The organism is Faecalibacterium sp. I4-3-84, from assembly GCF_023347255.1.
Lineage (GTDB): Bacteria > Bacillota > Clostridia > Oscillospirales > Ruminococcaceae > Faecalibacterium > Faecalibacterium taiwanense.
This window is the reverse complement of sequence record NZ_CP094466.1, coordinates 1,285,698-1,301,146: the sequence shown is the minus strand read 5'-3', so window position 1 is coordinate 1,301,146 and position 15,449 is coordinate 1,285,698. Positions and strand designations below refer to the sequence as shown.

At 53.5% G+C, this 15,449-nt stretch carries 11 protein-coding genes; 7 read left to right on the top strand and 4 right to left on the bottom strand.

Annotation, left to right across the window (positions count from 1 at the left end; genetic code table 11):
* Positions 1-38: 38 nt before the first annotated feature.
* The 4 genes from MTP41_RS06375 to MTP41_RS06360 all read right to left on the bottom strand — a co-directional run bounded on the left by MTP41_RS06375 (position 39) and on the right by MTP41_RS06360 (position 6,340).
* Entirely contained in the window at positions 39-1,157 is a 1,119-nt protein-coding gene (locus MTP41_RS06375; protein WP_249236447.1) for a foldase, read from the bottom strand.
* Positions 1,158-1,167: 10 nt separating this feature from the next.
* The gene (mfd, locus tag MTP41_RS06370) at positions 1,168-4,650 is read right to left on the bottom strand and encodes a transcription-repair coupling factor (RefSeq protein WP_249236446.1); all 3,483 of its coding nucleotides are present in this window, start codon (positions 4,648-4,650) and stop codon (positions 1,168-1,170) included.
* Between the two features lie 185 nt (positions 4,651-4,835).
* Positions 4,836-5,414 (bottom strand): aminoacyl-tRNA hydrolase, encoded by a 579-nt coding sequence (pth, locus tag MTP41_RS06365; RefSeq protein WP_249236445.1) that lies wholly within the window; start codon positions 5,412-5,414, stop codon positions 4,836-4,838.
* Between the two features lie 167 nt (positions 5,415-5,581).
* The gene (locus tag MTP41_RS06360) at positions 5,582-6,340 is read right to left on the bottom strand and encodes a UDP-N-acetylglucosamine diphosphorylase (RefSeq protein WP_097781281.1); all 759 of its coding nucleotides are present in this window, start codon (positions 6,338-6,340) and stop codon (positions 5,582-5,584) included.
* Positions 6,341-6,762: 422 nt separating this feature from the next.
* On the opposite strand from MTP41_RS06360, the gene ppdK reads away from it, so the two are divergent.
* The 7 genes from ppdK (at position 6,763) to MTP41_RS06325 (ending at position 15,317) form a co-directional block, all read left to right on the top strand.
* Positions 6,763-9,429 (top strand): pyruvate, phosphate dikinase, encoded by a 2,667-nt coding sequence (gene ppdK / locus MTP41_RS06355; RefSeq protein WP_097777174.1) that lies wholly within the window; start codon positions 6,763-6,765, stop codon positions 9,427-9,429.
* 118 nt (positions 9,430-9,547) lie between these two features.
* The gene (locus MTP41_RS06350; protein ID WP_097777175.1) at positions 9,548-10,477 is read left to right on the top strand and encodes a hypothetical protein; all 930 of its coding nucleotides are present in this window, start codon (positions 9,548-9,550) and stop codon (positions 10,475-10,477) included.
* Positions 10,478-10,789: 312 nt separating this feature from the next.
* Positions 10,790-11,359 (top strand): hypothetical protein, encoded by a 570-nt coding sequence (locus MTP41_RS06345; protein ID WP_249236444.1) that lies wholly within the window; start codon positions 10,790-10,792, stop codon positions 11,357-11,359.
* Positions 11,352-11,936 carry a hypothetical protein gene (locus MTP41_RS06340; protein WP_097777177.1) on the top strand — a complete coding sequence of 195 codons (585 nt, stop codon included), beginning with the start codon at positions 11,352-11,354 and terminating at the stop codon, positions 11,934-11,936. Before MTP41_RS06345 ends, MTP41_RS06340 begins: the two co-directional genes overlap by 8 nt.
* Positions 11,921-13,243, top strand: a complete 1,323-nt coding sequence (locus MTP41_RS06335; RefSeq protein ID WP_249236443.1) for a hypothetical protein — start codon at positions 11,921-11,923, stop codon at positions 13,241-13,243. Before MTP41_RS06340 ends, MTP41_RS06335 begins: the two co-directional genes overlap by 16 nt.
* Before the next feature lie 188 nt (positions 13,244-13,431).
* Positions 13,432-14,637 (top strand): AAA family ATPase, encoded by a 1,206-nt coding sequence (locus MTP41_RS06330; RefSeq protein WP_097777179.1) that lies wholly within the window; start codon positions 13,432-13,434, stop codon positions 14,635-14,637.
* Complete coding sequence (locus MTP41_RS06325; protein ID WP_097777180.1) at positions 14,634-15,317, top strand: RloB family protein; 684 nt, start codon at positions 14,634-14,636, stop codon at positions 15,315-15,317. The genes MTP41_RS06330 and MTP41_RS06325 overlap by 4 nt, the downstream gene beginning before the upstream one ends.
* The last annotated feature ends 132 nt before the right edge of the window (positions 15,318-15,449 follow it).

Below are 15,449 nucleotides of genomic sequence, written 5' to 3'. Positions count from 1 at the left end.
GCAGCGATGACTGAGGGAGTTTTATGTTACAGCAGCTCTCAGTTGTTGGCGCTGTTGTTCACGATCTTTTTGGCGGGCAGCTTGTTCATGGCAGAGCTGTCCAGATCGTGTGCCAGCTCTGCACCGCCTGCGGCCAGTGCGTCGTCCAGCTCGCCGCCCTTCATATCGCTCAGGATCTGGCTGCGCAGGTCGTCCAGCGAGGAAACGCTCAGCGGGTCTACACGCACCATCAGGAGCAGGGTGTAGCTGTTGATCTGCACGGCAGCGGCTTCGCCGTAGGAAAGGCTGCGCAGAGCATCGGCTGCGCCATCCTGCGTAAAGGCCGAAGCAACATCGCTCTCGGTCAGCAGCTCGGTCTGGACGCTGGCGCTGTCGTCGGAAGTTTCGCTGTCCAGCACAGCGTAGATGTCCGGCAGGGCATTCTGTGCGGCCTCATGCAGGACACTCACCTGATCCGAGACCGTCTCGCCGCCTGCGGCGTTGACGCTGTCGGCAGCGGCCTGTGCCAGCTTGAGCATCTCGGCCTTCTGGTCATCGTCCGCAAAGGCGTAGGTGCTGGTATTGTACAGCGGGATGCTGATGTAGCAGATCTCATACATGCTGTCGTCCAGATGGCTGGTCAGCTCGTCGTCCTCCACCGGGGCCTCGCCGTCCGGGCCGTAGACCATATCCAGCAGGGCGGTGTGCTCCACCTGCAGACGTTCATATGCCTTGACGGTCTCCAGGCCGATGCCGTTGGCGGTGTAGGTGTCGCCGTACTGGTCCATCATCTGCTGGGCATAACGGTCGGCAGTGGCGATCTGCTCGTCGGTCAGCTCACCGCCCAGCGCCTTGAAGCGGGCATCCACAGCGGCCAGCGTTTCCAACGTTTCCTGCGTTTTCTGGGCCACATAGTCGCTCACAACTGCGGTCTCGCCGCTGTCAGAGTCGGTGGTGATGGTCTCTTTCAGGAAGGCTTTTACGTCGGTGGTGTCCTGATCGGTGCCGGCAAGCTGGGCGGCCTGCTGGTAAGCACCGTACTGTGCCAGTAGATACATGCCGGAGGTGATCTCAAAATCACCGATGCTGCCCACGGTGTCCGGGGCGGAAATGGTGCAGCCCACAAGGCTGAACACCAGTGCAAGTGCGCAGATCAGCGCGAGAAGTTTCTTTTTCATGGCAATGCTCCTATGATGTTTGTTTTTGCTCGGCGGAGGCAAGGATCTCGGCCATCGCCTTGAGGATGCTTTGCAGCAGCTCCAGCGGCTTTTCGTCGGGCTGAAGCGTGACCGAGAGATAGGGCCGGTTGCCTGCACCGGCGGTGACGCGGCCATTGAAGGCCACCAGCAGGCCCCGGATCATGGGCAGATCCAGACTTTCCAGCTGCAGGGTGAGGGTGTCCTTTTTCTGGGTCACTTCGGTCACGCCCACAGTGCTGGCCTGCACGCGTACCAGCGACACGTTGACCAGATCGCTCACCGAGGGCGGCGGGTCTCCGTAGCGGTCGATGAGCTCGTCCAGCACATCGGCGGCATCCTCTGCCGTCTGGATGGCGGCAATGCGCTTGTAAGCTTCAATGCGGCCCGGGCCGTCTGCGATATATTTCTCCGGGATGAAGGCATCCACCCGCAGGTCCACAAGGCATTCACTCTTGTCCCGCCGGACAGGTTCGCCCTTGGCCCGGGCGATGGCCTGCCCCAGCATCTTCACGTAGAGGTCGTAGCCCACGGCCTCCATGTGGCCGTGCTGACTGTGGCCCAGAAGACTGCCCGCACCGCGGATTTGCAGGTCCCGCATGGCGATGCGGAAGCCGGAGCCGAAGGCCGTGAACTCCCGGATAGCGGAGAGCCGCTTCTGGGCGATATCGGTCAGGGTCTTGTCCCGCCGGAAAGTGAAGTAGGCATAGGCCTTGCGGCCGGAGCGGCCCACCCGGCCTCTTATCTGGTACAGCTGGGCAAGGCCCATGCGGTCGGCATCCTCGATGATGAGGGTGTTGCAGTTGCGCACGTCGATGCCGGTCTCGATGAGGGTGGTGCACACCAGAATATCGATCTCGCCGTTCAGCAGATGTTGCCACACGGGGTTCAGCTCTTCCTCGGTCATCTTGCCGTGGGCAATGCCGATGCGTGCGCCGGGTACCAGCTTGCTCACATGGGCGGCGCAGGCTTCGATGTTGTCCACCCGGTTGTGCAGGTAGTACACCTGCCCGCCCCGGGCAAGCTCCTTCTTCATGGCTTCGGCAAGGATCACGTCGTTGTATTCCAGCACAAAGGTCTCCACGGGCTGCCGCTCGATGGGCGGCTGCTCGATGGTGGAAAGGTCCCGGATTCCGCTCATGGCCATGTTCAGCGTGCGGGGGATGGGGGTAGCCGAAAGGGTGAGCATGTCCACCCCGATGAAGTTCTCCTTGAGCTTTTCCTTGTGCTTGACGCCGAAGCGCTGCTCCTCATCGATGATGACAAGGCCGAGATCATGGAACTTCACGTCCTTGGACAGCAGCCGGTGGGTGCCCACCACGATGTCCACACTGCCCGACTGCAGGCCCCGGAGGGTCTCCTTCTGCTGTTTTGCGGTGCGGAAGCGGGACATCATCTCCACCTTCACGGGAAATGCTTCCATGCGGGAGAGGATGGTGTTGTAGTGCTGCCACGCCAGCAGGGTGGTGGGGGCAAGAATGGCGCACTGCTTGCCGCCCATCACGCACTTGAAGGCGGCGCGCAGGGCCACTTCGGTCTTGCCCACGCCCACGTCGCCGCACAGCAGGCGGTCCATGGGCCAGCCCTTTTCCATGTCCTGCTTGATCTCGGCGGTGGCGTTCAGCTGGTCGTCGGTCTCGTCGTAGTCAAAGCGGGTCTCAAAGTCCCGCTGCCAGTCGCCGTCCGGCGGGAAGGCGTAGCCCGTGGCCTGACGGCGGCGGGCGTAGAGCTCGATCAGTTCCTGCGCCATTTCCTCGGTGGCTTTTTTTACCTTGGCGCGGGTGCGCTGCCACTCGGCACCGCCCAGCTTTGCCAGCTTTACCTTTTCCTCGTCGCCGGGGGCGGTGTAGCGGCTCAGCAGGTCCAGCTGGGTCACCGGAACATACAGCACGTCCGAGCCGGAGTACTGCACCTTCAGGTAATCTTTCGTGGCACCCTGCACTTCCAGCCGCTGGATGCCCGCATACATGCCGATGCCGTGGCTCTGGTGCACCACATAGTCCCCGGGCTTGATGTCCGAAAGGCTGGAAAGAGCGTTCTTGTTCTTTTTGCGCTTTTTGGTCTCGGCGGCGGTCTCTTCCTCCAGACCGTGCCTGCGGCTGGACAGCACTGCCGCATGGGCAAACGGAAAGGTGCACCCGGCGGTCAGATGGCCCGGCAGCACCTGTACGATGCCTTTTGTGGGCCGCACATCCCGGCTCATGCTCACGGAGTAGCCCTTGTCGGCAAGGTCGCGGGTGAGGGCGGCGGCACCCTTGGGCGTTCCGGAAAACAGGGTGACGGCATAGCCCTGCGCAATGAGCGGGTCAAGGTCTTCCCGCAGGGAGACAAGGTCGCCGTTCCAGTTGGGGGCGGCAAAGGCCTCGGCGTTGATGAGGTCTTTCAGCTTAAATTCGTTCATGCCGCGCAGGAAGTTCTCGCACAGCAGGGTGCTCTGCTTCTGGGCGGCAGCGGCAAGGTCGTCCATGGTCTGGTAGAGTACATCCAGCCCGGGGCAGAGCACACCCTCTTCCAACAGGCCGGTCAGCTCTTCGCTGCGACGGAACTCGGTGGCCTTCTGGGCATCCCGGATGCCGCCCACCTCGTCCAGAATGAACAGCGGTGTGTCCAGATGATCCAGCAGGGTGGCCGGGCTCGGATAGCGCAGGCCGTAGTATTTATCCATGGCTTCCGGCATCAGGCCGGAGTCCAGCTGAGCAAGGTCGGCTTCCGTGGCCTTTTCCAGTGCGGTGCGGTGCCGGCCGCGTGCCTTTTTGATGGCGGCACGCAGGGCCTCGGCAGTCTCGGCGGTATCGCCGAACAGCACCTCGCGGGCAGGGGAAAGATAGATCTTTTCCAGTGCGCTGTCCCGCCGCTGGGTGAGCAGGTCGAAGGAAGAAATGGAATCGATCTCGTCGTCCCAGTACTCCACGCGGGCAGGCTGGCGCATATCCGGCGCATAGATATCCACGATATCGCCGCGCACACTGAACTGTCCCGGGCCGTCCACCTGACTGCGCCGCACATACCCGGCGGCGAACAGCCGGGCCACAAGCCCCTCACGGTTGTACACCATGCCGGGTTTGAGGGTAAGAGTGTTCTTTAAAAATTCATCCCGGGGCACGGTGTACTGCAACAGCGCTTCGGCGGGCACGCAGACCGCGTTCAGCCGCCCGCCTGCAAGGGAGCCCAGCACCGAAAGGCGGCGGTACTCGTACTCGCGGCCCGCGCCCTCCACTGGGCGCAGCATAAAGTCCCGGGGCGGGAACACGGCGGCAGAAAGGCCCAACGCCTTGAGGTCGTCCGCAAAGTGGGTGGCCTCGGCCTCGCCGGGGGTCACGATGCACAGCACCCGGCCAAGGTCTTTTTGCAGCGCGGCGTACAGCAGGGCACGGCCTGCGGGCGGCAGACCGAACAGCGCTGCCGGGCCGGGCTGTGCAAAGCTGGCCGCAATCTTCTGATATTCCGGTGTGGCCTTGAGTAAGGCTTCGTACATGGAAAAACCTCCTTTCTCGAAACCCTCTCAGTCATCGCTGGCGCGATGCCAGCTCCCCCGAAAGGGGGAGCTTTTGACAAAGAGATTTCGTTTATCATTTAAGGGAAAGTTTATGGGGTGATGCGGAAAAGCTCCCCCCTCGGGGGAGCTGTCGCCGTCAGGCGACTGAGAGGGTTCGTTCCGCTTTACCCGTTATATTTGCTCTGTGCCAGACTCAGCTTGCCGTCCATGATGAGCTTTGCGGCGGCTTCCAGATCAGGGTAGCGGCCGCTCAGAGCCTTGGCATCCTCTGCCGGGAACTTGCCCAGCACCCACGCGGCAAGGTCGTAGTCCGGGTGGGGCTTGGCACCCACGCCGATGCGGATGCGGGGGAAGTTCTCCCCGCCCAAGCGGGCGATGATGCTCTTCAGGCCGTTATGTCCGCCTGCGGAGCCGGAGGGCCGGATGCGCAGCTTGCCGGGGTTCTGGGTGATATCGTCGCACAGAACGATGACGTGGTCGGCAGGAATCTTGAAAAAGCCCGCCGTGGGGGCGATGGAGTCGCCCGAAAGGTTCATGTAGGTCAGGGGCTTGAGCAGCACCACCTTGTGGCCGTCCACTTCGCCCTGACCCCACAGGCCTTCAAATTTGGCTTTGCTGACCGAAATGCCCCACTTGTCGGCCAGATAGTCCAGCGCGGCATAGCCCGCATTGTGGCGGGTGCCGTCGTATTTTGTTTCCGGGTTGCCAAGACCGGCGATCAGCCAGATGTCATTTGTATGCATGAGTGTTATATTTTCCTTTTTGTGATAAATTGTCCGATGCAAGTCCTAAGTATAACATACGCGCGTGCAAAAAGATATACATTATAAGCGAAAAAGATGCACCTGCAAACAAAAACCGCCGCGCAGGGCCATCCTGTGCAGCGGTCTGTACGCGAAAAACGGACAGCTTACTTGCTCTGCTCGTCTTCCAGCTTCTTTTTTTTGGCAATGTAGGCTTCCATCTTGGGTTCTGCCCAGCCCTCCAGATTGGTCTGGCGCTCCCGGGCGATGCCCAGCGCCTGTGCGGGCACGTCCTTGGTGATGGTGCTGCCGGCGGCGGTGTAGGCACCATCGCCCACCTTCACGGGGGCTACAAGGTTCGTGTTGCAGCCGATGAAGCAGTAATCGCCGATCTGGGTGCGGAACTTATCCTTGCCGTCGTAGTTGCAGGTGACGGTGCCGCAGCCGAAGTTGCAGTACTTGCCCACATCGCTGTCGCCGATATAGGTCAGGTGGCTCACCGTGTTGCCCCGGGCAAAGTTGGAGTTCTTGGTCTCCACGTATGCACCCAGATGCACGCCGTAGTCGGTGACGGTGTTCACCCGCACATGGGTGAAGGGGCCGATGTTGTTGTGAGGACCGATGTGGCTGCTGTACACCTGACTGGCGTTGACGGTGCTGCCCTCGTCTACGATGCTGTCCTCGATGAGGGTGTTGGGGCCGATGATGCAGCCCGCACCGATGACCGTTCTGCCGCGCAGGATGGTACCGGCCAGAATGACGGCACCCGGGGCGATGACCACGTCCGGTGCGATCTGCACGGTGCGGCTGTCGATGATCACGCCGTTTGCGATGTGCTGCAGCAGAATGACCTCGCGGGCGGCTTCGGCGGCATCCAGCTGCTCACGCGCTGCATTCAGCGCAGCAGAAGAAACAGAATTTTCCATACGATAGATCTCCCTTCCGGCACGGCGGCTCCCGGCGGGTGGATGATAAGGCCTGACCCGGAAAAATGATGCATCCATATCCAAAGATGGATACAACAGAAGCTTTGCGCCGACAAAAAAGAAAAGCTGAAATTACAGGGATAGAAAGTTGTATCCAACAGACGGATAATCCGCGTCAGAAAACAAAAAACCTCTCGAACTTTCTCCCATTTTATACTACCTTAAAACTTGGCAAATTTCAAGGGATTTGCATAAAAAATAACAGACAAATTCGGGATTTTGCATGGTGGAAAGGAATGGATTTTCTGGTATAATAGTTTAGCATTCACAAACAATGTTCATCGGTCGAGTTTTTAAGACAAGGCAAACGATGAGACTGCGGTGCGGCTGTGCTGCAGTCACGAATGGGAGGTAAACAACGCATGAGCAAAAAGTATCTGTACTACTTCAGCGAAGGCAATGATGCTTTCGGCGGCGACAAAGTCACCATGAAGAATACTCTGGGCGGCAAGGGTGCTGGTCTGGCAGAAATGACCGCAGCCGGTATGCCGGTGCCGCAGGGTTTCACCATCACCACCGACGCCTGCACCCAGTATTATGCAGACGGCCGTCAGATCAATGACGAGATCACTGCTGATATCTTTGAGCACCTCAAGGGTCTGGAAGAGATCACCGGCAAGAAGTTCGGCGATAACCAGAACCCCCTGCTGGTCTCCGTCCGTTCCGGCGCACGTCAGTCCATGCCCGGCATGATGGACACCATCCTGAACCTGGGCCTGAACGACGAGGCTGTTGAGGGTCTGGCAAAGAAGACCGGCAACGCCCGTTTTGCATACGACTGCTACCGCCGCTTTGTGCAGATGTTCGCGGACGTCGTTATGATGGTCCCGAAGAGCCTGTTCGAGGTCGAGATCGACAAGATGAAGGAAGCCAAGGGCGTCAAGAACGACGTGGACCTGACTGCTGATGACCTGAAGGAACTGGTCGGCACCTTCAAGAAGATCTATGAGGAGAACGAAGGCCGTCCCTTCCCGCAGGATCCCCGTGATCAGCTGATCGAGGCTGTCAAGGCCGTCTTCCGCAGCTGGGACAACCCCCGCGCAAATGTCTATCGTAAGATGAACGAGATCCCCTACGAGTGGGGCACCGCTGTCAACGTGCAGCAGATGGCATTCGGCAACTCTGGCGACCGCTCCGGCACCGGCGTTGCATTCACCCGTGACCCCGCCACCGGCGCTAAGAAGCTGATGGGCGAGTACCTGATCAATGCACAGGGCGAGGACGTTGTGGCCGGCGTGCGCACTCCTTCTCCCATCAGCCACCTGAAGGATCAGATGCCTGAGGTGTACGATCAGTTCGTTGAGATCGCGACCCGTCTGGAGAACTACTTCCGCGATATGCAGGATATGGAGTTCACCATCGAGGACGGCCACCTGTACATGCTGCAGACCCGTAACGGCAAGCGTACCGCTCAGGCTGCTCTGCAGATCGCATGTGATCTGGTGGACGAGGGCATGATCACCGAGCAGGAAGCTGTCCTGCGCGTGGAGCCCAAGCAGCTGGATACCCTGCTGCATCCCCAGTTCGATGCCGCTGCCCTGAAGGCCGCCGAGGTCGTCGGCAAGGGTCTGGCAGCTTCTCCCGGTTCTGCCTGCGGCCAGATCGTCTTTACTGCTGAAGAGGCAGAGGAGATGGTCAAGTCCGGTAAGATGAAGAAGGTCGTTCTGGTCCGTCTGGAGACCAGCCCCGAGGACATCGTGGGCATGCAGGTGTCTCAGGGCATCCTGACCGTCCGCGGCGGCATGACCAGCCACGCAGCTGTTGTTGCCCGTGGTATGGGCACCTGCTGTGTCTCTGGCTGCGGCAATGACAACGAGGTCAAGATCGACGAGGAAGCAAAGACCTTCGAAATCAATGGCCACAAGTTTGCCGAGGGCGACTGGATCTCCATCGACGGCTCTACCGGCAACATTTACGGCGAGCAGGTCGCTACCGTGGCCGCTACCGGCAATAAGAACTTCAACCGCTTCATGGGCTGGGCAGACGCTGCTCGTCAGCTGCTGGTCATGACCAACGCTGATAACCCGCGCGACGCACAGCAGGCAGTGGATCTGGGTGCTGAGGGCATCGGCCTGTGCCGTACCGAGCACATGTTCTTCGCCGAGGATCGCATCAAGGCTGTGCGTGAGATGATCTGCGCACGTACCGTGGAAGAGCGCGAAGCTGCTCTGGCCAAGGTCGAGCCGTTCCAGCAGGGTGACTTCGAGGCCATGTACCGCATCATGGGTGAGCGCCCGATGACCATTCGTTATCTGGATCCGCCTCTGCACGAGTTCCTGCCCACCAAGGACGAGGACATCAAGGAGCTGGCTGCCGATATGGGCATGACCTTCGATGATCTGAAGAACGTCGTCGCTTCTCTGCACGAGTTCAACCCCATGATGGGCCACCGTGGCTGCCGTCTGGCTGTCACCTACCCCGAGATCGCAGCTATGCAGACCCGCGCTGTCATCAAGGCAGCTCTGAACGTCTCTGCTGAGACCGGCTATATGATCACCCCGCACATCATGATCCCGCTGGTCGGCGAGGTCAAGGAGCTGAAGTTCGTCAAGGACGTTGTGGTCAAGGTCGCCGACGAGCTGATCGCTGCTGCAGGCGTTGAGATGAAGTATCAGGTCGGTACCATGATCGAGATCCCCCGTGCAGCCCTGACTGCCGGCGAGATCGCCAAGGAAGCCGAGTTCTTCAGCTTCGGCACCAACGACCTGACCCAGATGACCTTCGGCTTCAGCCGTGATGATGCCGCCAAGTTCCTGGGCGCATACTACGAGAACAAGATCTACGAGAGCGATCCGTTCCAGCATCTGGATCAGATCGGCGTTGGCAAGCTGGTCAAGATGGCTGCCCACGACGGCCGCGAGACCCGTCCTGATCTGGGTCTGGGCATCTGCGGCGAGCACGGCGGCGACCCCACGAGCGTGGAGTTCTGCCACAATGTCGGTCTGGACTATGTCAGCTGCTCTCCCTTCCGTGTGCCTATCGCACGTCTGGCTGCCGCTCAGGCTGCCATTAAAAATCCCAGAAAGTAAGATTGTTGCATGAAGATGCACTAATCGTGCAAAACATGGGAAGATAAGCGTATGATAAATCTCCCCGGTGAAACTGAATGGTTTTGCCGGGGAGGTTTTACTTTAGGAGGACAGGTCAATGGATGAGAAAAATGCCTATATCGAATTGGTTAAGCAAAATAGAGCTAAACACAGGGCGAAACTCAAAGCGTCGAAAGAGATTAAGAAGCTTGAACAGAAGAAGGAAAAAGTTATTTTAAAATACGAACAGGCGGCAAAAGATAATACCTGCATAACATTCCATCAGTATTGTAGAAAGAAATGGGCATCGGAGGCTGGAATAGAGAGTGTGCCAGACGATGACGAGACTGATGTAGAATGGCAAGAAAAATTGAATGCTAAACAAAAAGAAGAAGATGCGTGGGAGGATGTGCCAGATGTTGGAAATGGACTAAAGAGGGTGAATGAGAGGCTTGTAGCTAGGTTAAGAGTGATTCTTGGAACGGAACTTGTAGATCACGATTTGAAATTGGGGGCTAAAACAAACATAACAGCGCAAAATGCGGCTTTTTTTGATCTACTTCTATTATTTGAAAAGAAAGAAGGTGTGCAGTTATTTAAAAACTTTATGGCACGAGCTTTAGACGAGGCAGCAAGAGAAGATGGCTGGTGGCTAGATTCCCTAGATGATTCGGTGATGAAAGCTGGAGATGAAGTTTTAAAGGAGATTATAATCAGAGGCATACGATCTTTAGAAATGAACCGTAGGTTAGGGTTGGAAAAAGAGAAGTTAGAGCTTATTATAAAACTACATTTTCCGAAAGAGGTTGAGGATAACAAATCTTGTATGATAAAAACGTTTGAAGAATTATCTGATATGGTACAAGATTATGAATATAATTGTCCACATGATATAGACGCGAATTTAGTTATATATGAAAAGATGAGCGAGATATTGAATGAGTGCATGGGAAAGCTTAAAGAGATATCTAAACACATGGAGTTTTATGAAGAAGAGGATGTATATGAAGAACTAGAACGACTTTTTGGAGATCAGGAGATGGAGTAAAAAGAAGAATCTTGCAAGGAAAAATCCAGAGATGCTATGTGGAGCGGCATCTCTGGATTTTTTTTATTTTAAATTTTGTTCCTTGATTTAATGCGAAAAATGAAATGGGTTTTATAGAATAACGATAAAACGACAGTTTAATTGAGCGGAAAATCCCTATGTGAATAAACTGTGAATGAATATCGGATGAAAAGATGATTTTCTATGATAATCACCAGTCGTGAGCAAATGAGGAAAGAGTGATAAGCTATAGCTGCAAACGACAGATACGTTGTCGGAGCAAATCATTATTTATTTTGGGAGGACACAATTATGACACAGAAGAACAGTGAAAACATCTACAAAGCACTGAAGGAAGAGGAGCGCACTCTGTTAGAAAAAAATGTTACGTGGATGGAAAAAGCTTTCAAGAGAAAAGAAGGCTACGTAACCTTTGGGAATGCAGGGGGTGAACTTGTATTTTGCGAAGGAGAATTTCTTTCCTACCTTGAAGGATTTCAGACGATTATTTTAAAGGACGGAAAGCAGATTGCTGCATACAACTGGAAAATCGAAGATGGAATTAAAAATTTTCAGGTTCTGTGCAGCATGAAAACTGACAAATCCGGAAAAATCTTCTTCTGTCTTATTATCAGAGGCGATGCGCCAATTATCGTTGGTCATACCGAAGAGATTGAGCAAGAAAGCCAGTATAACTTACTGATTCATGCTTGGGATACAGAAACTGGCTACATCTGGGTTGGCGACAACCGGGATGACGGACTGACAAGAATTGACTACCTTATTTCAGGTAATGCGACAGGTAAGCAAAACTTCATCGAGAAGCTTACCGCGCAAAGTTATCTTCAGAAAAATTCTGAGGAGGTAAAAAAACATGAGTAAGGTCAATTTCAAGCAAAAGCAGAAGAAACTGCGTGAACAACGTGTGCGACAGACTGGATGGTCGGAAGGTACTTGGGACTGCAGTTTCAGCGATTCTAATGAGGTTCTCCAATCCGATGAGGCTGAATCGCCTAAGGGCGTGTCACAGGCGGTCTTTGACGAAAGGCCAAAAGCTCGCGAGAAAATCAAGAAGAAGCTAGAAGCGGCACGGCATAAACCAGATCCATCGGTGCCCGCAGAAAAGCTTTCGGACTATCTTAGTTCTCTCAATGCGAGGGACGCAGTACCACCGCCCATCTTGGTGCGAGATGACATACCCGATAATGTGCAGGAAGGCACATTGTCTAAGCCAGCAAGTCGTCCGATCTTTGAACCTGCTATCAAGAAAACTTCTAAGACTCTGTCCATTGTGGAAAGGGCAGGAGAACTGAAGAAAGATGTTCATATTATTTCCTATGGAAATACGCTGTATTATCACAACAAATATTACTACACACAGCTTGATGCAAAGCAACTGATAAAAAAGTCTATGGCCCGGAGCATGACAGAGGCCAGCTTCCTTTGCCGGATGGAATGAGCTGGGAAGAAGCCGTAGACCGCATCCGCCGTGGATTTGCCAACCCAGACATTGAACAGGTGACGGATACTGCGGATGCCATGACCTTTTACAGCAAAAAGCGTGGTACTTATCAACTGAAAAACACAGCCGATGGTCTGAAAATGACCATCCTGACCAAATCGTCCAAAAGCAGTAAGAAAGAATATCTGTATGCGGTTTTCAGCAGTGTTTTGCTTTCTCAAGTGATCGCCATCCTGTATCCCGAAAAAATCTCTGCAGCACAGGTGGAGGAAGAAAAGGCGGCGGTCAAAAAGCTGTTCAAGGCGCATAAAATGCCGCTGCTGATCGAGCTGGCAATTGCAGCAGCGTTTATTGTGTTTGCAGGGTACATGTTTTACAATCTCTTTTATTCTGATTCGGCACGGTCGAAGAATATCTCGGATAGCTATCTGCCGCAGGTATTCCCCGCAGAAGCCACTGTGGGCGAAGTGCTGGACGACTTTTTTGCAAACGGTAAGTGGGAAAACTATGAGCAGGACGGTGTAACCTTTGTCCACTACAGCGGTGAGTGTGCCAACACACAGACCGGCGAAAAAATCATCATGGGCTTCTACTTCAAGTTGGAGGATGACTCTTTCAGCATCGACCGTATGACCTGGGCCGGCGAGACAATGAACCTGCTGGAAAGGTACGCCGTGCTTTCCAAAATCAGTGAGAGCTATTGCCAAAATCACGGCATTGCCAGCAGCAATGCGCTGGACGATGCATTTGACGAGTTGGAAAACGCTCTGGATGACGCACTTGCGGATTCTTCCAGTGTCAGCAGCGTTAGTACGGCAGAACCTGTAAGTGAACCGGAGAGTGAAACATACGCGGATGACACGACTTCAAACACTTCGACCCGGACTGCTACCCAATCGGATCATATGCTTATTGGTACGAATGGAGTAGATACTTATTCGGAACTTTCTGGCGACATCTCCGTAGACATCAATCACTATGAAATTGGAGAAATGCCGGCGAGCACGAAAGAATATTATCTCAGCTATGGCAATGATTTCGATACCGCATGGCTGAATGCAATGTATACGGACGTATACGTATATAGCGGAAAGTATAGTAATCTGGACGCATGGGATCAGTTTACACAGTATATTGCATTTTATGATGAGGTAGTGGACTACGACAATGAGCGAGCACCAGCACCAGAGCTCTATGACGTATATTACGCATACGATCCAGATACAGAGAAAGAGGCGGGTCAATGCGTGGATGAGGTGATTCGAATTGCAGAGGAAAGCGGTGCCGAAATTCAGTTCTACTAAAAGATAATCACCATGAGGCGGAGCTTTTGCGCAGATAAAATGCTGCGGGAAGCTTCGCTTTTTGTATAAATGAAAACTTTTTACTCTTTGATTTTACTTTATAAAATTGATGTGAGAATAAAATTTTCTGAAATGCTAGAATAAAAAGAAGAAATGAGCTATAATAATAGCAGAAAGGAGTTGAAAGAATGCTTTGCCAGTTTTCTTTTCAGAATTTTAAGTCTTATAAGGATGAAACGACATTTGATTTCCGTGCAATGGCAATTCCGGAGTTTCAGGATGCCTTGATTCGGCAGGAGAAAGCGGAAGATTTGCTTCCGGTCAGTGCAGTCTACGGCCCCAATGGTGGCGGTAAGACGAATCTGCTTCAGGCATTCTTTTGCCTGATTAACCTTGTTGTGAAGCCGATTCATGCATTGGAGAAGAATCGGCAGCCAATGATTTTCCAGCAGGGCAGCAGTGTGGCTCCCTTTATGCTGGATGAAAGTTCTGCGAATGAACCTACGATTTTTCAGGTGTTCTTCCGTGTAGACGAGAAGGAATACCAGTATTACATTGCGCTCAAGGAAGAAATTGTCTTTGAGTCTCTTCTGTGGCGTACACTTGGTGGTAAGAAGACAGGACTGATTTTTGAACGAGACGGCCAGAAGATTGAATTGGGTGCAAGTATCAATAAGGCAAGCATCAACTTGGACGTCAACCCGAAGATGCCGTATCTTTCTTTTTTGGCAATCAACTACAATATTCCTGTGATTGCAGAAGTGCAGAATTGGTTTGAATCCTGTATTACACAGAGCTACGCGAACCCCAGAGCAGAAAACATTGTGCTGGTGTCCAAGAGTGAGACGACTAAGGAAAGCCTGATTCATGCACTGAATGATGTAGGTATTGATTTGTCCGGTTATCGCTATGATGAGGATAGCAAGCACCTGTTTACGCAGAGAACAATCAATGGCAAAGTCTATGAGCTTCCCTTTGAAGCGGAATCGGATGGAACCAAGAAGATGATTGCAGCCTTGCCGGTTCTGATGGTAGCATTGCAGGAAGGCCGCACAGTGGTTGTAGACGAATTGGATGCCAAGCTGCATCCGAAGCTGCTCCGGTATGTGATTCAGATGTTCAAGAACCAAGAACTGAACAAGAAGGGCGCACAACTGTTATTCAGTTCTCACGACCTGACTACGATGAAAAACACTGTTTTCCGCCGTGATGAAATTTGGTTTGCTGCGATGAATGATAATCATGAGAGCGAGATTTATTCGCTTTACGAATTCCGGCAGGAGGACAATACTCGCGTCAAGAGCACAGCGGCCTTTGACAAGCAGTATCTGGAAGGCCGATATGGTGCAGACCCCTACCTTTCCAATATGCTGACAGGGAGGGATTGGACATGAGTCTGAAACCTCCAAAGAAAAGTGACCTTGGGAAAAGCTGGATGAAGGATCGCCGCGATAAAGCGAGGATGATTCAGCCGGAGTACCATTTGATTGCATCCGAGGGTACAGAAACAGAACCGCAGTATTTTGGTGCAATTCAAAAAATTATCAATGCTAATTACCGTGATAGAATCCAGCTAAAGGTAGAGGGTATTGGCGACAATACGGTGAACCTGCTGATGAAAGTACGTCAATACGTTCAGAACTACGGAATTGTGTTTAAGCACGTCTGGATTGTCTATGACACAGATGATTTTCCGGCAGAAAATATCGACATGGTGGCACAGTTGTGCAAAGAATACAGTGTGCAGGGTGAAACAATTTACCACGCTGTATGGTCAAACCAGTGCGTAGAACTGTGGTATTTGCTACATTTTATGTATATGGACACTGATATTGATAGATCTCGTTACTGGCCGAAGCTGAGCGATTGGATGAAAAACATTGGTGCAGGTGGTTACGAGAAGAACCGCCCGGATATGTATGAAGTGCTGCGACCTTACATGGACATTGCGATTGCCAATGCAAAGCGCTTGGACAAGCAAAACGAAGGACGGAAGCCGTCTGAATCAGCACCCGGAACGAAAGTCTACGAACTGGTTGAGATGTTGAAACCTTATCTTTCGAACACGCAGTGACCATTATTATAGTAGAAGGGTGATTGTGCCTTCTCAAAAATAAGTTCTTAAATGCCTATGGATTTCCCAATAGAATCCATAGGCATTTTTCTGTGAAGGATGGAAGGTTCTTGTTTTATGAGTGGTGGGACG